Below are 22,973 nucleotides of genomic sequence, written 5' to 3'. Positions count from 1 at the left end.
GGTCCGAGGCAGGCCAAGTCACATCCGCTTACCACTGCTGGTTGCGCAATACCCGGATAACGCAGAAGCGATAACGCGACATGGTTTGCTGGGCGCTCCATCAACAAGGAGTGACCATGATCGCTATTTCCCCAAAACCCGTGTCGACGCAGCCTGCGTCGACCGATCAGCCGGCAGACGCCAGTCGGTCAGAAAAGCTCGTTGCAACGCAAAGCCTGCACGGCGAGTTTCTCGAAGCTTCGATCCCGCAATGGTTGACCGACGCTTCGCCGCAACGGCGCGAAGCCTTCAAGGCGGTTGCGACAGCATTGCCGGCCTGGTATCAGGATGCGACGCCGGCCCAGCGCAAAACCGTGGACGATACGTTCAAGGCCAGTGTCATCGCCCAGAACAGTCTCGACAAGCGCATGGCGAAACTTCAGGACGTCGAGACGTTTGCCCGGCCATTAGTCATCAAAGCGCTGAAAGACAAACACTCGCTGGATATCGATGTCGACGAAACGCTGCTGTGTCTGCGCCGCCCGGTGGAGATGGGTATCCAGCAAATCGAACTGGCCTCATTCGAGGTGCTCAAGCTAACGCTGCTGGAAGCCGCACTGCACAACTTCGAAGCTGGCGAATGCGAAGGGACCTACCATTCGAGCTCTGGTTTTGTGGTGGCAGGGTCCACGGCGCAGACGTTCGACCATGTGAGCATCGGTATTTCGGTCAGCCAGTTTCTGCACCTGTGCCGCGATCTGGATATCGGCCAGCAATACCAGACTTACCTGCAAGAATTTTTTCATCCTGAGGAGGCGGTGGCGGAGGCAGTGCTTGCCGAACGCTTCATTGCCGCGCAGAAGGCGACGCTGCGCGCTGCGGCCGAGCAGGCGCTGTTGCAAAAGGATATCGAGGCGGCGGATCAGGCGATGATTGTCTCGGTGATTGACGGCGAGATGCATCCCTGGATGGGTAAAAAACAGGTCTGGTTCAAGGACCTGGGGTTGATGAAAAAAAGACTCACCGGCTGCGTCGCGTTCGTCATCTGCGAGAAATACCGCTATACCGACGAACTGATTCTTTACATCCCGCACGATCCTGAACATCCGCTCAAGCGCTACACGTTCCAGCAGATGCGCGACGAACTCAAACGCTTGCTTACTGCACGCGACGCTCCGCAACAGACGGGCGCGGTGCCCACCGCCTACCAGCGCTTTCTCAGCCAGTTTCTGCCTTATGACCAGCGTCCCGAGTATTTCAGCCAGTTCAGGCAGAAGGCGGCTGACTCACCCGGCGATGGCTGGGATCTGCTGCGCTCGCCATGGCTGTCGGTGCTGCAAGGCTTCACCGCCGGCTCGGCGTTCACCCGCATTCAGCAGGTACCGCCTGAGCGCCAAGTCAAATGGGAGCCAGTGGCGGACCCTTACATCGCACCGTCCACCCTGGGACGCAAGGGGCAGGGACTTTGGGCTCCCAACGAGGATCTGTGGCAATACCTCTATAGCCAGAACCGCACCAAGCTGATCGATGATGCCCGAAGCCATGCGGTACCGACTGCCGAGGTAGACGCGCGAGCAAGGGACGCCAAACTGGCGCATCTGATGCAACTCGGCATGCTCGGTCTGAACATGGTCTCGATGTTCGTGCCTGTGTTGGGCGAAGTGATGATGGTGGTGATGGCCGGGCAACTGCTCTATGAAACGCTTGAGGGCGCAATCGAATGGGCCGAGGGCGACCGGAGGGCGGCCAAGGATCATTTGATCGATGTGGCAGAAAACCTTGCGCAGATTGCGCTGATGGCCGGTGTGGGCGCCGCAGTAAGGAAAATCTCAAGCGCCAAAGCCGTGCCGGTCATTGAAAGTCTGCATCCGGTGAAGTTGCCCAACGGCGAAACCCGGCTGTGGAAACCCGACCTGAGCGCTTACGAGTCGGCTGTCGCACTGCCTGTCAGTCCCGGGCCAAACAGTGCCGGCCAGCACGTGCTTGAGGGTAAAACCTATATTCGCCAGAGCGGCAAGGTCTATGAGCAGTTTTTCGATGAATCGATCGGCAAATGGCGGATCAGCCATCCGACCGACATCAACGCCTGGCAGCCGGTGCTCCACAGCAATGGAAGCGGTGCCTGGCGGCATACTCTGGAACGTCCGCAGGATTGGGATCGTCTGACCCTGTTGCGGCGCATCGGCCATGCAACCGAAGCGTTTTCCGATGCACAGCTGATCAAGGCTGCCGATATCAGCGGTGTCAGTGAAGCCGCGCTGCGCAAGATGCACATTGATTCTTCGCTGCCGCCACCGGAACTGACCCAGGCCATGCGCATGATGCAAGCAGATGGCAACGCGGCACTGGTTGTCGAGCAGTTGCGCGGGACAAAACCGATCGATGAACTGTACCTCTACGCGTTGCCGCTGATCACCGAAATGCCGCGCTGGCCGGAGAACCGGGTGCTGGAAGTCTTCGACGGCGAGCAATTGTCCGGCAAGTTCGTCAGGTATGGCTCCGCGCGGCGGTTTCGCGATGTCGGCGTCAAGCCACCCATTCAGATATCGCGGGCCGATATCTTCAGCGGTGAACTGCCAGCACGTATTCTCGCAGGGCTGGACGAGTCAGAAATCACTCGGCTCCTCGGCGAGCAAGGGGCACGCGTGCGCAATGGCCGACCGGCAGAGTTTGGCAAGCAGATCGCCGACTACGCCAACACCCGCCAGCCGGCGATTTACGACAGCATTCATTCGGGCACCGACCCCGTCGATCCGCAGGTCGCGCGCTTGCAGAAGGCCTGCCCGGGACTCAGTGAACCGGCGGCGCAAACGGTGCTGGCACATGGTCGACCCGATGATCTTCAGCGACTCGGCTCAGGGCAACGAGTACCGCTGCGCCTGTTGGAGGAGGCCCGCTGGTACGCGCGGCAAAGTCGACAGGTAGCGGCATATGCCGGTCTGCGCAGCGAAAATGTCGCCTCTGCGGACAGCCGGCGCTTGGCGTTGCACACGCTGGAGCAATTGGCGGGTTGGCCCGACAGCCTTCGCATTGAAGTACGCGAAGGCCACGACGCCGGCATGCTGCTCGACAGCATCGGCAGTGAAACCGCCGGCGAGAAAAAATACCTGATCAAAACAGGCGTTCAGTTTCAGGCATACAACGAGCGCGGTGAGGCACTCAACAGCCTGCCTCGCAACGGCGACAATTTTTACTCCTCGATCATGCATGCCCTGCCTGATCATGCGCGCCGCAGCCTCGGTGTCCCTGAGGTTGGGCAGTCCGCGAGGTTGCAAGCAAAGATCATCGATCACGCCGACCAGCACCAGGCCGATGCATCCGCGTTGCTGGCGCCTCAGGTCAAGTGGATAAAGCCCCCGGTGCGGGTGAACGCTACCTTGATCGGTTATCCCGCCAGTGGACGCGGCGCCGGATTGGCACCGAACCTGCTGGCTCACGTGCAAGATATCTACCCGCAATTGAGCGACGAACAGGCTCGTGGCTTCCTCCTTGACCAGTATCGGGCAGGAAAAAACGACCGGGCCATTTTCGAGCTGTTGCAATCACGTCGGCGTGAGTGGGAACAGCTCAATGCGACGCTGGATGAATGGGCGGGGACAGCGACGGCGGCGCCCTGGGAACGCTCCGGAACGAATTACAAGTTTCGCACCGCGCAAGCGCTGAAAACCTGCTGGCGCAACGCCTTGTCCACTGGGGTCGCGGGTGCCGATCAACTCTCGATTCTCACCTACGATCCTCTGCCAGAGATGACCGTCGACTTTGCTCACGTGCGTGAACTGTCGATTGGCGGCGGAGGTTTGACCGACGCCAACGCCGATGCCTTCCTGACGCGATTTGCCAATATCGAAAAGTTGTCGCTGGGGGAGCGGGGCAGTCTGTTCGGCACCTACATGGAGCACGAGCAGTCACTGACGACGTTGCCCCTGAGCGTGACTCGCATGTCCGCGTTGAAAAAGCTCAAGTTCCGAACGCCAGCGCGGGTGATGGCTGCCGATCTGTCGACAAGATTGCGTAGCCTGACCGCGGTTGAGGAGCTTCATCTCGATTTTCCCGGCGGCGCAGGCAGCCCGCCTGAGCTGGACCTGACTCCCCTTGAACGACTGAAGAAACTCAAGATTGAAGCGCCGGGCCTGACGCAGTGGCCGGCTTATGTGGAACAACTGCCTGAGCTGGAACGTCTGGATCTGACGCAGACCGCCATCGCATCCCTTCCACAGACCCTCTATGTCGGGCACGAGAAGCTCTGGGCCGGTTTGTCCCTGGACTGGTCGAGGTTCTCCCACGGAGCGTTCAAACCGGCTTACGACTATGTGAAAAACTACATGGGGGAATGGGGGCATCTGGTTGATCTGGACTTGATGGTCCGCCGCTACTGCGCCGGCGAACTGCAGTTTCTGACGGGTGAGGCCGGCCGTCTCAACCCGTTACCTCAGCGCATCATGAGTCTGTGGAACACACCGGAGACCCGACTTGGAGCCGTGGAGATTCTGCGCGTGGAGCACAGCGCAATTTTCCGCCAGTTCTACGAGGCCAGCGCATCCGCAGAGTTGCGTACGGCGACGCCGGCAGCGCGCTGGCAAGCGCCGCCCAATGCCCGGGTGGTTCGTGCACTGGAAAAAAACTGGCGCGCGGCCATACGCCGGCGTTATCGCTTGAACGATGACGTTCGTCCCTTCAATGCTGAGGACTGGATATCCGCCAGCGATCTGGACGACGCCAGCATGTTTGAACTGGTTGACACCGCCTGGGCGCTGGGCGCGGAGTCGGTGAGTGAGCTGCCGCAATTGCCGGCCGGTACGTTTGCTCATGTACAGCGGGTTCGGCTGGACCGCTTGACTGTGCCGGTCGAACAGATCCGCGGCTTTCTCCAGGCGTTCAGTGGCGCCACAAGCCTGGAGGTCACCGCCTGCGGATTGACCGAAGTGCCGGTGCGGCCAGCCGATTTGCCCCGGCTCACACAGCTGGACCTGTCTTTCAACCGAATCGCCGTGACCCCTGAGGTGCAAGGTCAATTCGACGCGCTGAGCAATCTCGAACATCTCAATGCCCGCCTCAATCGGCTGGACACACTGGACGTTTCTCGCCTGACCGGCCTCAGGACGCTGAACCTCAGCTCAAACGGGCTCAATGAGTGGCCGAAGGGGGCGGAGAACCTGGCACATTTGCAAGCAATGGATTTGCGGCATAACACCATCGGTTCGCTCCCCGATCACGTGCTTGCCGACAACGCTGTGCTGCTCAAGACCCGGCTGCTGAACAACCGCTTCAGTGTCGGCGGCGAAGCGAGCCTAAAGGCGGCGCAGCGACGTATAGAAATGACCTTGGGTTTGCCCGAAGGGGCGCTGCAACGGTTTGAATCGCAAGCGCCGTCGTTACCCGCCGGTTCCAGCGGTTCCAGCGGTGCCACGCCTGACACGGCACTCAATCGCGCCGCTCATCTCTTGCCACTGCCATCTGTCTCGGTCATTCAGCAAGGCACCGACATGCATCGCGCAGTGCTGGAAATCTTTCCGTCACTGTCGCTTGAAAAGGCCCAGGCCAGCGTTGAGCGTTTGCGCACTGAAGGCCTGTCCCCTGAGCAAATCGTCGGCAGACTGAATCAGTGGCGAGCAAGTAACGAGGCGTTGACGCGTGAGTTGAACGGCTGGATCTTCAACCCGGCGCAAGGGGCTGGTGAAGGGGCGTCGTCAACAAGATTCTTTGATGCCTCCAGGATCCGCGCTTGCTGGCGGGACGGGCTCACCGGCCATACCGAATCCGCCGGACGCACGCTGAGCCTGTCAGCGGGCGGCTTGGGTGATTTGCCTGCGCTGTCGAATGTGTTTTCCCATGTGCGGACGCTGGACCTGCCCGGGGCCAAATTTTCCGTCGAGAGTTTCAACCTCTTCTGCCCGGCGTTTCCTGAGTTGACCACGCTGATGCTCAATGGCACGGGCCTGGCACGCCTGCCGGACGCTGTCGGCAGTCTTAGCCGGCTCGAACGGCTGGAATTGAGCGGCAATCGCCTGGCCGTGGCGCAATCGGTGTATCAGCACGCGAGCGGGGCGCGGCTGCGCTGGCTCGACCTCAGTCACAATCAGCTGGAAGAATTCAACGCCGGAACTTTCAGCAGTCTGCAAACCCTCAACCTCGGCCAGAACGGCCTGGATTTCTGGCCTGAAGGCGTGCTTGAACTGGCGCATCTGCAAAGGCTGGACCTGTCGGGCAACAACGTCATGGTTTTCCCGGACCGGCTGTTGGGCGGCAATCATGAGGCGCTCGTGGCAGGCACCGATCTGTCGGAGAACTCGCTGTCGCTTAACGCATTGGAGCAGATCAGGGACTACAGCGTCGCGCATGGCGGCAGTGACGTGCTGGGCTACACGCCGGAGTCCTTGCAGCGCTTGATCGCCGAGCGTATGAGCGACTCGGAAAGCGATAGCGGATCCGAATCGGATTCGGATCGGGGTTCGGACCCCGACTCCGATAGCGACGATGGTGATGATCCGCGTGGCGGAGGCGGTGGCGGTAGCAGTAGCAGGCCCGTGGATATGCATGCCGGTGTGGAGGCTGCGGAGGTGATTGCCAATCCGGCGCAGGACGTGGCGGCGCCGGCGATGGATATATGGATGACCTATACGCATGCAGATGCGCGTGCAGCGCGGCAAGCGCTATGGCTGCAATTGGCTCGACAGGCCAACCATGAGGCGTTCTTTCATTTGCTCTCGACCTTGCCCGACACCCTGGAATTCAGGTTTGCCGGTGCCGATCTGACCCACCGGGTCTGGCAAGTGATCCAGGCTGCCACGGAAAACGCTGAACTGCGCGAGCTGTTGTTTTTCAACGCCGAAACCCACGGCACGTGCCCCGATGGCCGGATCCTGTCGTTCAGCGAACTGGAGACCCGCGTCTACGAATACAACGCTCTGCGCGACATTCCGCGGCATCGTCAGCTGCAACGCGGCAGAGCGCTGCTTGATCTGACTCGACGGCTGTTTCGCCTGGAAAGGGTGGATCGACTGGCCGAAGCCGCCGCCAGGAACAAGGATCGCGCGGAAGTCCGCCTGCAATACCGCATCGCCATGACACGCGGCTGGCCGGACGACCTAGAGTTGCCGGCGCAACCCGAACACATGTTGTACGCCTCACCGATTCGCGGGCGACGATTGCTCAATGCGCGTGCCTCGGTTCTCGCGGACGAGGCATCACCCATGTTTCTGGAGGATCTGATTGCGCGGGACTACTGGATCCGCTATTTGCAGGATCGCCACGCCGAGGCGTTCGAGGCACTTGAACGCGACGCTACCAGGCGGCACGAAGCGGTCGAGGATGCCTACCCGGACAGAGATAGCAGCGATTATCTGGACGCGATGAGGGTGCTTGAAATCGAACTGGCGGACGCGCGCATCGAGAAACTCAAGGCTCTGACTCGCACAGAACTGGAGAGCATGGCGTCGCAGGATGCGGGAGCGTCGCCATCGGCCCCGTCGTCACCGAAACCCGGACCTTCGTGGCGCCGCGACTGAGTGATCGAGCAGACCTGGGAGCAGCGCGCTCCCAGGTCTGCTCGACTCAGCTGTCGTAACCCAGATTCGGCGCCAGCCAACGCTCGGTCACGCTCAGGTCCTGGCCTTTGCGCGCGGTGTAGCTCTGCACTTGATCCTTGTCGATCTTGCCCACGGCAAAGTACTGCGCCTGCGGATGGGCGAAGTACCAGCCGCTGACCGCTGCGGCGGGGAACATTGCGTAGTGTTCGGTGAGGAACACGCCACTGCGCCCGGCGCGCATTTCCGCAGCCTCTGGATCGAGCAGGGTGAACAGCGCGGCTTTCTCGGTGTGATCCGGGCAGGCCGGGTAGCCGGGAGCAGGGCGGATGCCACGGTATTGCTCTTTGATCAGCGCATCGTTGTCCAGGGTCTCGTCCTTGGCGTAACCCCAGTGTTCTTTGCGCACCTGCTGGTGCAGCCACTCGGCGCAGGCTTCGGCCAAGCGGTCGGCGAGGGCCTTGACCATGATCGAGTTATAGTCGTCGCCCGCGTCCTGATAGGCCTTGGCCACTTCTTCGGCGCCGATGCCAGCGGTGGTGATAAAGCCGCCGACATAGTCGGTGACTTCGCTGTCCTTCGGCGCCACGAAGTCGGCGAGGCAGAAGTTCGGCTTGCCGTCGGTCTTGATGATCTGCTGACGCAAGTGATGCAGCTTGGCCAGCGGCTTGCCGTTGTCGTCGTACAGCTCGATGTCGTCTTCGTTGACCTGATTGGCCGGCCAGAAACCGAACACCGCACGGGCGCTGATGAGTTTTTCGTCGATGAGCTTGGCGAGCATTTCCTGCGCGTCCTTGTACAGCGCAGTGGCGGCTTCACCGACCACTTCGTCTTCGAGGATGCGCGGGAACTTGCCGGCCAGATCCCAGGAAATGAAGAACGGTGTCCAATCGATGTACTCGGCCAGTACCTTCAAATCGATGTTGTCGAGCACCTTGCTGCCGGTGAAGGTCGGTTTCACTGGCTGATAATTGGCCCAGTCGAATTGCGGCTTCTTCGCGATCGCGGCGGCGTAGCTCAGGCGTTCGGTACGGGCGCTGCGATTGGACGTACGCTCGCGCACGTCGATGTATTCCAGACGGGTCTTCTCGACGAAACCGGCCTTGAGTTCCTTGGACAACAACTGTGTCGCCACGCCAACGGCGCGCGAGGCGTCGGTCACGTAGACCACGGCATCGTTGCTGTACTTCGGCTCGATCTTCACCGCGGTGTGCGCTTTCGACGTGGTCGCGCCACCGATCATCAGTGGCAGATGGAAATCCTGACGCTGCATTTCACGGGCAACGTGGACCATCTCGTCCAGCGACGGCGTGATCAGGCCGGAAAGGCCGATGATGTCGCATTTTTCTTCCTTGGCGACCTGCAGGATCTTCTCGGCCGGAACCATCACGCCTAAGTCGACAATGTCATAGCCGTTGCAACCGAGCACCACGCCGACGATGTTCTTGCCGATGTCGTGGACGTCGCCTTTGACCGTGGCCATGAGGATCTTGCCCTTGGCTTCCGGCTTGTCGCCTTTCTCCAGTTCGATGAACGGAATCAAGTGCGCCACGGCCTGCTTCATCACGCGCGCGGATTTCACCACTTGCGGGAGGAACATTTTGCCGGCGCCGAACAGGTCGCCGACGATGTTCATGCCGGACATCAGCGGGCCTTCGATCACTTCGATCGGCCGCGCAAACGCCTGGCGGGATTCTTCGGTGTCTTCAACGATGTGCGTGGTGATGCCCTTGACCAGCGCGTGTTCCAGACGTTTGTTGACGTCCCAGTTACGCCACTCTTCGGTCTCGGCTTCCTTGACACTACCGTCGCCCTTGTACTTGTCGGCGATGGCGAGGAGGGCGTCGGTGCCGTCCGGGGTGCGGTTGAGGATCACGTCTTCGACCGCGTCGCGCAGCTCGGCCGGGATCTGATCGTAGATCTCCAGCTGGCCGGCGTTGACGATGCCCATGGTCAGCCCGGCGCGGATCGCGTAGAGCAGGAACACCGAGTGAATCGCCTCACGCACCGGGTTGTTGCCACGGAACGAGAACGACACGTTGGACACGCCGCCGGAGCTCAGCGCGTACGGCAGCTCATCGCGGATGTAGGCGCAGGCATTGATGAAGTCGACGGCGTAGTTGTTGTGCTCTTCGATGCCGGTGGCGACGGCGAAGATGTTCGGGTCGAAGATGATGTCTTCCGGCGGGAAGCCGACTTCATTGACCAGAATGTCGTAGGAGCGTTTGCAGATCTCTTTCTTGCGCGCTTCGGTGTCGGCCTGGCCGGCTTCGTCGAAGGCCATCACCACCACCGCAGCGCCGTAGCGCTTGCACAGCTTGGCGTGATGGATGAACTGCTCGACGCCTTCTTTCATGCTGATCGAGTTGACGATGCCCTTGCCCTGGATGCACTTGAGGCCGGCTTCGATGACTTCCCATTTCGACGAGTCGATCATGATCGGCACGCGCGAGATATCCGGTTCGCCGGCGATCAGATTGAGGAAGGTCACCATGGCCTTCTTCGAATCGAGCATGCCCTCGTCCATGTTGATGTCGATGATCTGCGCGCCGGCCTCGACCTGCTGCAGAGCGACTTCGAGGGCTTCGGTGTAGTTGTCTTCACGGATCAGGCGGGCGAATTTTGCCGAACCGGTGATGTTGGTGCGCTCGCCGACGTTGACGAACAGCGAGCTGCGATCGATGGTGAACGGCTCCAGACCCGACAGGCGGCAAGCCTTGGGGATGTCTGGAATCTGCCGCGGCGCATAACCGGCCACGGCTTTGGCGATGGCTTCGATGTGGCCCGGCGTGGTGCCGCAGCAACCGCCGACGATGTTGAGAAAACCGCTCTGAGCGAATTCTTCGATGACTTTGGCGGTTTGCGACGGCAGTTCGTCGTACTCGCCGAATTCATTCGGCAGGCCGGCGTTCGGGTGCGCGGATACGTGGGTGCTGGCCTTGTTCGACAGCTCTTCCAGGTACGGGCGCAGTTCGCTGGCGCCGAGGGCACAGTTCAAGCCCACGGAAATCGGCTTGGCGTGAGCCACCGAGTTCCAGAACGCTTCGGTAGTCTGGCCCGACAGGGTTCGACCGGAGGCGTCGGTGATGGTCCCGGAAATCATGATCGGCAGTTCGAGATGCAGTTCTTCGAACACGCCCTGCACGGCGAAAATCGCCGCTTTGGCGTTGAGCGTGTCGAAAATGGTTTCGATCAGGATCAGGTCGGCGCCGCCCTCGATCAGGCCTTTGGTGGCTTCGGTGTAGTTTTCCACCAGCTCATCGAAGGTCACGTTGCGGTAGCCGGGGTTGTTGACGTCGGGCGACAGCGAGCAGGTACGGCTGGTCGGGCCGAGCACGCCGGCAACGAAGCGCGGCTTGGCCGGGTTTTCGGCGGTCTTGGCGTCGGCAATCTTGCGCGCCAGACGTGCGCCTTCTACGTTTAACTCGTACGCCAGCTCTTCCATGCCGTAATCGGCCATGGATATGCGCGTGGCGTTGAAAGTGTTGGTTTCGAGAATGTCGGCGCCGGCGTCCAGATAGGCTTTTTCGATACCGCCGATCACGTCCGGACGGGTGATCACCAGCAGGTCGTTGTTGCCCTTGACGTCACTCGGCCAGTCCGCGAAGCGCTTGCCGCGATAATCCTGTTCTTCGAGCTTGTAGCTCTGGATCATCGTGCCCATCCCGCCGTCGAGAATCAGGATGCGCTCTTTGAGGGCTTGCTTGAGAGCTTGAAGGCGGACGCTGCGATCGGACATGTGGACTACTCGAAAAAGACCATTACGAAGGAGCGGGATCATAGCAAACCTGTGCGCTTTTGGAGCATGTGCAGCTTTTGCATGAATATCGCTCATGTTGGTACGAGCGTCATAACGGTAGAATCGCAGCCTTTTTTATCATCGAGATCAGCAGCATGCCGCACCGCTTCATCAGTTTATGGTTGCTGGTCCTGAGCGGGAGCGTTGCGGCGCAAGATCCCGCCATTTCTTCTTCCATCTCCTACAGCCGAGATATCCAACCGATCTTCACCGAGAAGTGCGTAGCCTGCCATGCCTGTTACGACTCGGCGTGCCAGCTCAATCTCGGCAGTGGCGAAGGCGCCGCTCGTGGCGCGAGCAAGATGCCGGTATATGACGGCGAACGCACCCAGGCGGCACCGACCACGCGCCTGTTTTACGACGCCTTCGGCAAGCGCGCCTGGCAGCAGAAAGACTTCTATTCGGTGCTCGACGCCCAAGGCAGTCAGGCCGCGCTGATGGCACGCATGCTTGAACTCGGCCACAAGACGCCGCTGACGCCGAATGCCAAGCTGCCCGAAGACATTGTCTTGGGGCTTAATCGCAACAATCTATGCGCAATGCCTGCGGAGTTCGACGGATATGCCGGCGCGCACCCGAAAGAGGGCATGCCGCTGGCCGTCACCGGGCTGACCGACCAGCAATATCAGACCTTGCAGCGCTGGCTGGCGTCTGGCGCGCCGATTGACGAGCAGAGCCTGGCGCCGAGTGCCAAAGAGGCCATGCAGATCCTGCAGTGGGAAAACCTGCTCAACGCCCCCGGCGCCCGGCAGAGTCTGGTCGGTCGCTGGCTGTTCGAGCACTGGTATCTGGCGCACATTTATTTCAAGGACGGCGAGCCGGGGCATTATTTCCAGTGGGTACGTTCGCGTACGCCGAGCGGCCAGCCGATCGACCTGATCGCCACGCGCCGCCCCAACGACGACCCGGGCACGCAGGTGTATTACCGCTTGTGGCCGGTGCAGGGGGTGATCGTGCACAAGACGCACATCACTTATCCGCTGAGCGCGGCGAAAATGGCCCGGATCAAGAGCCTGTTCTACAGCGGCAACTGGCAGGTCAATGCGCTGCCGGGTTACGGCCCGCAGAGCCGTGCCAATCCGTTTGCCACTTTCGAGGCGATTCCGGCGCAGGCGCGCTATCAGTTCATGCTCGATAACGCCGAATACTTCGTCCGCACCTTCATTCGCGGCCCGGTGTGCCGTGGGCAGATCGCGACCGACGTGATCCGCGACAACTTCTGGGCGCTGTTCCAGGCCCCGGAGCATGACCTCTACATCACCGACCCGAACTACCGCGGCCAGGCCACGCCGTTGCTGGCGATGCCGGGGCAGAACGACGATGTCGGCAGCGTGCTGAGCCTGTGGCGCAACTACCGCGACAAGCGCAACGAATACGAGGCACTGCGCCGTGACAGCTACGCCGATCTGCCGGGGCCGAGCTGGTCGACGCTGTGGGCCGGCAACGACAACGCCTTGCTGAGCATTTTCCGTCACTTCGACAGTGCTTCGGTGACCAAGGGGCTGATCGGTGAGGTGCCGCAAACCATGTGGCTGTTCGACTATCCGCTGCTGGAGCGCACCTATTACCAGCTCGCGGTCAATTTCGACGTGTTCGGCAACGTCTCCCATCAAGCGCAGACCCGTCTGTATTTCGACCTGATCCGTAATGGCGCGGAGCAGAACTTCCTGCGCCTGATGCCCGCCGACTCACGTGAGGATTACCTCAACGATTGGTACCAGGACGGCGGCCAGTTCAAGATGTGGCTCGATTACGAGGCCATCGATGACGACAAACCGACCGCGCTCAAACTCGACGAAAAAGACCCGAAACACGATTTCGCCATGCAGTTGCTGGCGCGCTACGGTGATCTGAACGCGCGGCCGGACCCGATCAATCGCTGCGACGGCGCTTATTGCTCGCGACCGAATATCGATCCGGCGTTGCAGAACGCCGAGCAGGCCCTGAGCCGTCTAGCCTCGCGACCGGCAGCGGGACTGAAAGTCATCGACCAGTTGCCCGAAGCGACCTTGCTGCGCGTCGAAACCGCCAGCGGCAAGCGCGAGGTCTACAGCGTGCTGCGCAACCGCGCGCACAGCAACGTGGCGTTTCTGCTCGGTGAGTCGCTGCGCTATCAACCGGGTCTCGACACCTTGACGATCTATCCGGGCGTACTCAGCAGTTACCCGAACTTCATCTTCAACGTACCGGCCGAGCAGGTGCCAGCGTTTGTCGATGCCATGGAGAATGCCAGGGATGCCAATCGGTTCGAAAAAATCGTCGAACGCTGGGGCATTCGTCGCAGTCATCCGCAGTTCTGGCTGTATTTCCACGATCTGAGCCAGTACATACACGAAACCGATCCGGTGGAAGAGGGTGTGCTGGATATGAACCGGTACGAGAACCTTTGAGCATTCGCAGGCATATGCCGGGATTCTTTCCCGACAAAAATACTAGGACTTTGTCAGCCGCGCCGATTGGCGTAAACTGCGCCCAAGCCTGCGAGGAGTTTTTATGACCGCTATTACCATTACCGACGCCGCCCATGATTACCTGGCCGATCTGCTCTCCAAGCAGAACACCCCGGGCATCGGCATCCGCGTTTTCATCACCCAGCCTGGTACCCAGTACGCCGAAACCTGCATTGCCTACTGCAAGCCAGGCGAAGAGAAACCCGAAGATACCGCGCTGGGGCTGAAAAGCTTCACCGCCTACATCGATTCCTTCAGCGAAGCGTTTCTTGATGACGCCGTTGTCGACTATGCCACCGACCGTATGGGCGGCCAGCTGACCATCAAGGCGCCAAATGCCAAGGTGCCGATGGTCAACGCCGACAGCCCGGTCAACGAGCGCATCAACTACTACCTGCAAACCGAGATCAACCCGGGGCTGGCCAGCCACGGCGGTCAGGTCAGCCTGATCGATGTGGTCGAGGACGGCATTGCCGTGTTGCAGTTCGGTGGCGGTTGCCAGGGCTGCGGCCAGGCGGACGTGACCTTGAAGGAAGGCATCGAGCGCACCTTGCTTGAGCGCATTCCGGAGCTCAAGGGCGTACGCGATGTGACCGACCACACGCAGAAAGAAAACGCCTACTACTAAGGTGTTCGCTGCGAACAGAAAAAACGGCGCCCCGTGAGCGCCGTTTTTTTATGCCTGATATTTGCCAGCCCTTTGATCATGCCCACGCTCCGCGTGGGCATGCAGCCCGGGACGCTCCGCGTTCCACTCACGGTCGGTACAAATGCGCATGCCCGGCGCGATACAACGAAGACTCGCTGAACACCTCGCTGCCCAGCACCCGCCCGACCAGAATCAACGCCGTACGCCGAAACCCCTTGGCCTCGACCTTTGCGGCAATGTCCGCCAGTGTACCGACGACCCAGTCCTGATCCGGCCATGTCGCGCGGTGAATCACGGCAATCGGGCAGTCCGCGCCGTAATGCGGCAGCAATTCAACCAAAATCTTTTCCAGATGATTGACCCCCAGATGAATGGCCATGGTCGCGCCATGCTGCGCCAGGCTGGCCAGCTCCTCGCCAACGGGCATCGCGGTCTTGTCGGCGTAACGGGTCAGGATCACGCTTTGCGAGATGTCCGGCAGAGTGAGCTCGGCGCCCAGCAGCGCTGCGCATGCCGCTGTGGCGGTCACGCCAGGGATGATCTCGAAAGGAATGCTCAGCTCACGCAAGTAGCGGATCTGCTCACCGATCGCGCCGTACAGACCTGGATCCCCCGAATGCACGCGGGCAACATCCTGGCCTTTGGCATGGGCCGTCCTGATCAGATCGATGATCTGTTCCAGATGCAGTTCAGCGCTGTTGACCACGGTTTCGGCCTGATGACCTTCCAGCACCGCGGCAGGTACCAGCGAGCCGGCATAAATGATCACCGGGCAGCTGCGAATCAGCCGTTGGCCTTTGACGGTGATGAGCTCCGGGTCGCCGGGGCCGGCGCCGATGAAGTAGACAGTCATCGTTGAATCCTTGTGAAGAGGCGCAGGCACACTGCAGATGAAACGTGCTCATGATCGATGGCGGGGATTATCGGGATTTTATGCAGCGCCGGCCAATGCCAGCGTGGCCTGCGCATATTTCTGCCGGTGGATCAGCAGTTTCGCCGGCGCCTGAATCAACTGCTCGGCCAGCGCCAGCGCGGCGCTTTCCGCCACGCCGTAGCAGCCGGTGCGTTCAAAGGCGATCTGCGATTGATGGCTGAGGCGCTGTTGATAGGGCGCCAGCTCGGCACTGTTGAAATACTGCAGCGGCAGGTTCAATTGTGTGGCCAGTTCCAGCAACCCCGGTTCGTCACGCTTGAGGTCGATACTCGCCAAAGCCTTGACCGCTCGCAAATCGATGCGGTGCGCCTGCAACGCTTGATCGAGTAGTGCACGCAGCGTACTGGCCGGGCAGCCACGCTGGCAGCCGAGGCCGACCACGAAGGTCGGCGCTGCGCGGTCATCGGTCATGCCTGATATCGGCCTGCGCTTTTGCGCCGGAACAACCATGCACTGATCAAGCCCAAGGCCAGCCAGAACGCGACGTTGGTCAGCTGCGAAGCAATTTTGAACTGGGTTTCCAGTGCCTCTGGGGCAAGCATCGAATGCACCTGCGGTTGCGGCGCGCCGATCACATGCGGCACGACGAGAATCGCCACACCGAGAAGCTTCATCAGCCAGTGACGACTGAAGGCGATCAGTGCCAGGCCGACGGCGGTCGAAGCGGCGGTGCCGATCCACCAGATCTGCCGCGAAGCCAGATCGGCAGCCGCAGTGCCCGGCAATTCAGGTGGCAGGCCCAAGGTCGGCGCGAGAACGAACGTCGCGTAACCGGCCAGACCCCAGAGCAGCCCTTGCGAGGTTTTGGTTGGCGCGCGCAAGGTGTACAGGCCGGCAAGCATCAGGGCGAAACCCACCGCCACCACCAGATTGCCGCCAGTGGTCGAGACCACGCGCTGCCAGCCGTCTTCCGGCTCCCAGGCTTCGCCATCATGGCTGTGGGCGGCGGTGCCGGCGGCGTGTTCGTGAACTTGCGCGACCGGTTCGGGTTTCTCGAAGGATTCGGCCTGCAGAATCAGTGGCGATACCCAGAAACTCTGCAGCAGGGTCAGCAGCAGGGCGGCGAGCAAGCCGGTGAAGCCTGCGGTTTGCGCGATACGCTTGATCATCTCGGCAGGCCTCAGTGGCACGGGAACGCGGCGCTGTGGCGGGTATCGTGGGCGGCGTTGTGCACCGCTTCGATGTGCGAGAAACCGGCGAACCAGACCAGGCTGGCACCGAGGATCGAGGCGAAGAGGGCGGCGGCGACGCGTTGGCCGAGTGTGGTGCTGCTGGAAATGTGGTCAGTGTGGCTGACGGTATTGCTGATGATCGACATAGCGCTTCCCTCTGAAATGTCAGCGGGTAAACAGAGCGCATGAAAATCCCTGCGAGCCGGGCACGCAGGGATTTCGAACAGCGCCCGCCCACCGCGGGTTTGTTTGTGGTCAGCGGCGCTTGCGCGCGCTGGGTGTTGCGGGCCGGTCTCCGGGCTTGCGAGGGGTTGGCACGAGGCCGACCTGCAAGCATCACCTTCCCATGCCGGGGCACAGTGGATCTGACGCTTCGCTCGCTTACCGTTGCGGGGGCAGCACCGGACTGACATGGCCTTGAGTAAAGCACATGATTCACCGGTTTCCCGTTTCACCCTGTGAAGGGCACCCGTAACAAGGTGGGCAGGAGAACATGGGTTTGGGTTTTTAGTCAATTTCCGGGGAGTTTTCGGTGCTGCGCTGGGGGTGTTTTTCTGATGTTTTTTGTGTGTATATCCGTCGCCGGTGGATCAAGATCAAGATCAAGAGCAGGCGAGCTGACACTCGGCTTATTGAGTGGTGAAAAGCGTGGGTGTTCGGCTTTTAATTTGTGTTGTTGCTGCCCCTCACCCCAGCCCTCTCCCGAGGGAGAGGGAGCCGATTTGTGTGGTGTTCAAAATCTGCATTCGACTCGGTAACGCAAGTCGGCGTATTTCGCCTAAACACCTCGGTCAGTCCCCTCTCCCTCGGGGAGAGGGCTAGGGTGAGGGGCTCTAGATCTGGCTTTTGCTTTGGCTTTGATCTTTTGCCCCTTCAGCAGGCTGCGCCCGGATCGGTCCCGTAACGAAGGTACCCCGAGCCCCAGCGAGCGGGCCGTGCGCCGGGGCAAAGCCTTTTGGTTTCTTTTTGCTGTGCCGGCACTCCGGCGTTTGAAAAAGGGACTCGCTGTAAGAGCGAAACCATAGGAAGCCGTTACCGCAGCAACGGATATACCCCCAGTTTCAGACTCACCGACCATTGACCCACGACGGACCCATGCGTAGCCTTGCGCTTTCGAGGTTCTTCGGCGCTCGCCGAAGCTAAGAAGGGAACGCGGTCAAAGCCGCGGCTGCCCCCGCAACTGTGAACGGTGATGTTCGTTGCCACGCCACTGCCAGCTCAACCGATGAGCCAGCGGGAAGGCGCAATGAACGCCAGGCCCTGCGCCTGAACGCCGTCAGCCAGGAGACCTGCCTCGTCACAGATTCTCACTACAACCGGGCGGGGTGATCCGGTGGCGAATGCTTCCGGCGTGCATGCGCGCTGCCGGTTCTCGTCCCGTATGCCCGCCGCTTGCCAAAGGGCATACCGATGAAAACACTGGCCAAACTCCCCGTCACCATCGTCACCGGTTTCCTCGGTTCAGGCAAAACCACGCTGCTGCGACACATGCTCGATAACGCTCAGGGCCGGCGCATCGCGGTGATCGTCAACGAGTTTGGCGAGCTGGGCATCGACGGTGAAATCCTCAAGCAATGCACCATCGGCTGCACCGAAGAAGAGGCCAGCGGCCGTGTTTACGAACTGGCCAACGGCTGCCTGTGCTGCACGGTGCAGGAAGAATTCTTCCCGGTAATGCGCGAACTGGTTGCCCGTCGCGGCGATCTCGACCACATCCTTATTGAAACCTCGGGCCTGGCCCTGCCAAAACCGCTGGTGCAGGCCTTCCAGTGGCCGGAAATCCGTAGCGCCTGCACCGTTGACGCGGTGATCACCGTGGTCGACAGCCCGGCCGTCGCTGCTGGCACCTTCGCAGCGTTCCCGGATCAGGTCGATGCCCAGCGCAAACTCGATCCGAACCTTGATCACGAGTCGCCGCTGCACGAATTGTTCGCCGATCAACTGGCCAGTGCTGACCTGGTCATCCTCAACAAGGCCGACCAGACCAGCCCGGAAGATCTCGCACGGGTGCGCGCTGAAGTCGCCGAAGAGCTGCCGCCAGCGGTAAAAATCATCGAAGCCAGCAATGGCCGCCTGCCGCTCGACGTGCTGATCGGCCTCGGTGCCGGCTCCGAGGAGCACATAGACAGCCGCCACAGTCACCACGATCACCACCATGACGGTGATGACGACGATCACGATCACGACGCGTTCGATTCGATCTCAATCGAACTGCCGCAAGCCGATGAAAGCCTGCTGCTCGACGCGCTGACGCAACTCGTGGTGCAACACGGCATTCTGCGCGTGAAAGGCTTCGCGGCGATTCCGAACAAGCCGATGCGCCTGTTGATCCAGGGTGTGGGCACGCGTTTCGACAAGCATTTCGACCGTCAGTGGGGCGCCGAAGAAGCGCGCGTCACGCGTCTGGTGCTGATCGGTCAGGAACTCGATGCCGCACAACTCGAAGCGCAATTGCGCGCTGCGCTCAGCGTTTAAACCATGCACCTGCTCAGGACCCAGCCCGGCGGATTCGTCTCGGACGACAACATTGCCGATCTCGGACAAACCCCCGCCGAGCTGGTGATCCTGTGCAGCGGCGATTCCAGCCTGGCGCTGCTCGCCGAGGCTGCGCAGCAATTGCCCGATGACTACCCGAGCCTGCGTCTGGCCAACCCGATGCAGGTGCAGAATCATGCTTCGGTCGATCTGTACGTCGACGAAGTGCTGCGCCACGCCAAGGTCATTCTGATCTCCCTGCACGGCGGCATCGCCTATTGGCGCTACGGTGTCGAGCGGCTGGTCGAGTTGTCCGAACGCGGCGTGCAACTGATTCTGGTGCCCGGCGATGACCGTCCGGACCCCGAGCTCAGCGACTTGAGCACGGTCAGCGCCGAAGTACGCGATCGACTCTGGCAATTTCTGCGTCAGGGCGGCATGGGCAATGCACTGGATTTCTTCCGTTGCCTGGGCAACCAATGGTTTGCCCGCGATTACCCGTGGAGCGAGCCGCAAACCCTGTCGCGCACGGCGATTTATCACCCACAGAAAAACAGCGCTGCCCTGAGCGACTGGCAAGCCGAATGGCTACCCGGTCAACCGGTGGCGGCGCTGTTGTTTTATCGCTCGCATTTGCAGGCGGCGAACACGGCGTTCATTGATGTGTTCTGTCAGCGTTTGCGGGCAGCCGGGCTCAATCCGCTGCCGATCGCGGTGGCCAGTCTGAAAGAACCCGGTTGCTTGTCTGTGGTCGAGGACTGGCTGGATGAAGTCGAGGCGGGGGTGATTCTCAATACCACCGGTTTTGCCCAGTCCAGCCCCGAAGCGCCGCATCTGCGGCCGTTTCGCCGCAACATCCCAGTGATTCAAGCCATCTGCGCTCAGGACAACGAACCCGGCTGGCGCGACAGCGAACAGGGCCTCGGGCCGCGTGATCTGGCGATGCACATTGCTTTGCCGGAGCTTGACGGGCGCATCATCAGCCGACCGATCAGCTTCAAGGATCTGGCCTGGCGCAGCGAGCGCAGTCAGTCCGATGTGGTCTGCTATCGCGCCCAGCCCGAACGCATGGATTTCGTCGCCGAACTGGCGCGGCGCTGGGTTGATCTGGCGCGCGTGGCCAATGGCAAAAAACGCATCGCGCTGATCCTCGCCAACTATCCGACCCGCGACGGCCGCATCGGCAACGGTGTCGGCCTCGATACGCCAGCGGCGGCGCTGAACATCCTGCGCGCGTTGCGCGAAGAGGGTTATCCGATCACGGCCGAGTTGCCCGAGAGCGGCACCGAACTGATCCAGCAACTGCTCGGCGGTGTCAGCAACGACCTCGATAGTCTCGACCTGCGCCCGTGCCAGCAGAGCCTGGCGATGGATGATTACCTGGCGATGTTCAACGCGTTGCCGGAGGCGAATCGCGCGGCGGTGATGGAGCGTTGGGGGGCGCCGCAAAACGATCCGATGTGCCGCGACGGTCGCCTGATGATCGCCGGTCTGCGTTTCGGTCTGACCTTTGTCGGCATCCAGCCGGCCCGGGGTTATCAGGTCGATCCGAGCGCGGTGTATCACGACCCGGATCTGGTCCCGCCGCACGGCTATCTGGCGTTCTATTTCTGGTTGCGCAACACCTACGGGGCCCACGGCGTGATCCACGTCGGCAAGCATGGCAATCTCGAATGGTTGCCGGGCAAAGGCGTCGGCCTTTCGGAGAATTGCTGGCCGGACGCGCTGCTCGGGCCGCTGCCAAATATCTATCCGTTTATCGTCAACGATCCGGGCGAGGGCGCTCAGGCCAAACGCCGCACGCAAGCGGTGATCATCGACCACCTGATGCCGCCACTGACCCGCGCCGAAACCTACGGGCCGCTGCGCAATCTGGAGCTGCTGGCCGACGAGTATTACGAGGCGCAACTGCTAGATCCGCGCCGTGCCCGCGAGTTGCAACGCGACATTCTGCAATTGGTGCGTGACACGCAGATCGACCGCGAGCTGCAACTGGACGCAGCGCTGGACAGCGATGCCGATGCGGCGATCTGGCTGCCGCGTCTGGACACTTATCTGTGCGACCTCAAGGAATCGCAGATTCGCGATGGGTTGCACATTTTCGGCGAATCGCCGAGCGGGCGCTTGCGTATCGACACCTTGCTGGCATTGCTGCGCATCCCGCGCGGTGACGGCAAGGGCGCGCAGTCGAGTCTGCTGCGAGCACTGGCCAAAGCGTTTGATCTCGGTTTTGATCCGCTGGATTGCGCCTTGGCCGATGCCTGGAGTGGCCCGCGTCCGACCGAGTTGCAGACCATCAGCGAAGAAGTCTGGCGCACCGCCGGCGACACCCGCGAACGCCTCGAATTGTTTGCCGCAGACCTGATCTCCCAAACACTGAATGTCCCCTGTGGTAGCGAGCCTGCTCGCGAAAGCGGTGTGTCAGTAAAAGAACAATTGTCTGACCCGACGCCTTCGCGAGCAGGCTCGCTCCCACAAGGGCCGGGGTGGGCTGAGGTTGATTCGATACTCGAGCATCTGCGCGAAGTCGTCGCCCCGCGCCTCGATGCTTGCGGCCCGGCCGAAATGCGCGGTCTGCTTGACGCCCTCAGCGGTCGTTTCGTCCCCGCCGGCCCCAGCGGCGCACCCAGCCGTGGCCGTCTCGACGTGCTGCCCACCGGGCGCAACTTCTATTCGGTGGACGTGCGCAATCTGCCGACCACCACCGCGTGGCGCATCGGATTCCAGTCGGCGACGCTTATCCTTGAACGACACTTGCAGGATCACGGCGATCACTTGCGCCAGCTCGGCTTGTCCGTGTGGGGCACCGCAACCATGCGCACCGGCGGCGACGACATCGCTCAGGCCATGGCGTTGATGGGCGTGCGTCCGGTCTGGGCCACGGGCAGTCAGCGCGTGGATGATTTCGAGATTCTGCCGCTGAGTCTGCTCGATCGTCCTCGGGTCGATGTGACATTGCGGGTTTCGGGGTTTTTCCGTGATGCGTTTGCCAACCTCATCCGCCTGTTCGACGCCGCCGTGCAAGCGGTGGCCGCGCTGGACGAGCCGGACGACCTGAATCCGCTGGCCGCTAAAGTGCGTGCCGAACGCGAGGCGCTGTTGCAGTCGGGCGTCGATGAAGACACCGCGCGGCGTCAGGCCGAGTGGCGCATCTTCGGCGCGAAACCGGGGGCGTATGGCGCCGGGGTGCAAGGCGCCATCGACGGGCGTTTGTGGCAGAGCCGCGAAGACCTCGCCGAGGTCTACCTGAACTGGGGCGCCTACGCTTACGGCGGCGCCGACGAGGGCACGGCTGCCCGCGAGCAGTTCAGCCAGCGTCTGAGCCAGGTACAGGCAGTTCTGCAGAACCAGGACAACCGCGAGCATGACTTGCTCGATTCCAACGATTACTACCAGTTCCAGGGCGGCATGCTCGCGGCGGTGGAGACGCTGCGCGGCGAAGCGGCGGCCAGTTATCACGGCGATCACAGCCAGCCGGATCTGCCGAAGATTCGTACCCTGAAGGAAGAGTTGAACCGCGTGGTGCGCTCGCGCGCGGCGAATCCGAAGTGGATCGACGGAATCAAGCGTCACGGCTACAAAGGCGCGTTCGAACTGGCGGCGACGGTTGATAATCTGTTCGCCTTCGATGCGACTACGCAGTTGATCGATGACCATCAGTACGCGCTGCTGGCGGAGGCATATTTGCTTGATCCGGCGACCCGGGATTTTGTCCGTGAGCATAATCCCCACGCGTTGCGCGACATGACCGAACGCATGCTCGAAGCGCAGCAGCGCGGGATGTGGCAGGAGCCTGGGGCTTATAAGGAGGCGCTGGAGAATTTGCTGTTGGATATCGAGGAAGATATGTAGCCGCTAAAAAGCTACCCTCACCCCAGCCCTCTCCCGGAGGGAGAGGGAGCCGATTTGTGTTGGTTTTGAGGCCTGAGTTCAACTCGATAATTCAGGTCGGCGCAACTTGCAAGAACACCCAGATCAGTTCCCTCTCCCTC

The 22,973-nt window shown here is 61.3% G+C and carries 10 protein-coding genes and 2 riboswitches; of the genes, 5 read left to right on the top strand and 5 right to left on the bottom strand.

Going from position 1 to position 22,973, the window contains the following annotated elements; genetic code table 11:
- Positions 1-116: 116 nt before the first annotated feature.
- Positions 117-7,484 carry a DUF6543 domain-containing protein gene (locus D8U61_RS06390; RefSeq protein WP_130926607.1) on the top strand — a complete coding sequence of 2,456 codons (7,368 nt, stop codon included), beginning with the start codon at positions 117-119 and terminating at the stop codon, positions 7,482-7,484.
- Between the two features lie 46 nt (positions 7,485-7,530).
- Here D8U61_RS06390 and metH read toward each other — a convergent pair whose 3' ends face one another.
- Positions 7,531-11,241, bottom strand: coding sequence for a methionine synthase (metH, locus tag D8U61_RS06385; RefSeq protein ID WP_130926606.1), 3,711 nt, complete (start codon positions 11,239-11,241; stop codon positions 7,531-7,533).
- 155 nt (positions 11,242-11,396) lie between these two features.
- Here metH and D8U61_RS06380 point away from each other — a divergent pair, with 155 nt between their 5' ends.
- Positions 11,397-13,691, top strand: a complete 2,295-nt coding sequence (locus tag D8U61_RS06380; protein ID WP_130926605.1) for a fatty acid cis/trans isomerase — start codon at positions 11,397-11,399, stop codon at positions 13,689-13,691.
- Positions 13,692-13,794: 103 nt separating this feature from the next.
- Entirely contained in the window at positions 13,795-14,379 is a 585-nt protein-coding gene (nfuA, locus tag D8U61_RS06375) for a Fe-S biogenesis protein NfuA (protein WP_003225494.1), read from the top strand.
- Positions 14,380-14,506: 127 nt separating this feature from the next.
- Here the strand turns inward: nfuA and cobM are convergent, their stop codons facing one another.
- From cobM to D8U61_RS06355, 4 genes are all read right to left on the bottom strand, one after another.
- The gene (cobM, locus tag D8U61_RS06370; RefSeq protein ID WP_016774483.1) at positions 14,507-15,253 is read right to left on the bottom strand and encodes a precorrin-4 C(11)-methyltransferase; all 747 of its coding nucleotides are present in this window, start codon (positions 15,251-15,253) and stop codon (positions 14,507-14,509) included.
- Positions 15,254-15,331: 78 nt separating this feature from the next.
- Positions 15,332-15,745 (bottom strand): cobalamin biosynthesis protein, encoded by a 414-nt coding sequence (locus D8U61_RS06365; RefSeq protein ID WP_024012735.1) that lies wholly within the window; start codon positions 15,743-15,745, stop codon positions 15,332-15,334.
- Positions 15,742-16,443 carry a CbtA family protein gene (locus D8U61_RS06360; protein WP_130926604.1) on the bottom strand — a complete coding sequence of 234 codons (702 nt, stop codon included), beginning with the start codon at positions 16,441-16,443 and terminating at the stop codon, positions 15,742-15,744. The genes D8U61_RS06365 and D8U61_RS06360 overlap by 4 nt, the downstream gene beginning before the upstream one ends.
- 11 nt (positions 16,444-16,454) lie before the next feature.
- The gene (locus tag D8U61_RS06355; protein WP_016774486.1) at positions 16,455-16,652 is read right to left on the bottom strand and encodes a CbtB domain-containing protein; all 198 of its coding nucleotides are present in this window, start codon (positions 16,650-16,652) and stop codon (positions 16,455-16,457) included.
- Between the two features lie 122 nt (positions 16,653-16,774).
- Positions 16,775-16,994, bottom strand: a riboswitch (cobalamin riboswitch).
- Between the two features lie 611 nt (positions 16,995-17,605).
- Positions 17,606-17,818: riboswitch (cobalamin riboswitch) on the top strand.
- Positions 17,819-17,916: 98 nt separating this feature from the next.
- On the opposite strand from D8U61_RS06355, the gene cobW reads away from it, so the two are divergent.
- A complete protein-coding gene (gene cobW, locus D8U61_RS06345) occupies positions 17,917-18,981 on the top strand; it encodes a cobalamin biosynthesis protein CobW (protein WP_042610347.1) in 1,065 nt (354 codons plus the stop codon).
- Between the two features lie 3 nt (positions 18,982-18,984).
- Positions 18,985-22,833, top strand: a complete 3,849-nt coding sequence (gene cobN, locus D8U61_RS06340; protein ID WP_130926603.1) for a cobaltochelatase subunit CobN — start codon at positions 18,985-18,987, stop codon at positions 22,831-22,833.
- The last annotated feature ends 140 nt before the right edge of the window (positions 22,834-22,973 follow it).

The organism is Pseudomonas sp. Sample_14, assembly GCF_004307515.1.
Classification (GTDB): Bacteria; Pseudomonadota; Gammaproteobacteria; order Pseudomonadales; family Pseudomonadaceae; genus Aquipseudomonas; species Aquipseudomonas atacamensis.
The sequence above is the reverse complement of the archived record's forward strand: the minus strand, read 5'-3'. Positions and strand labels throughout refer to the sequence as shown.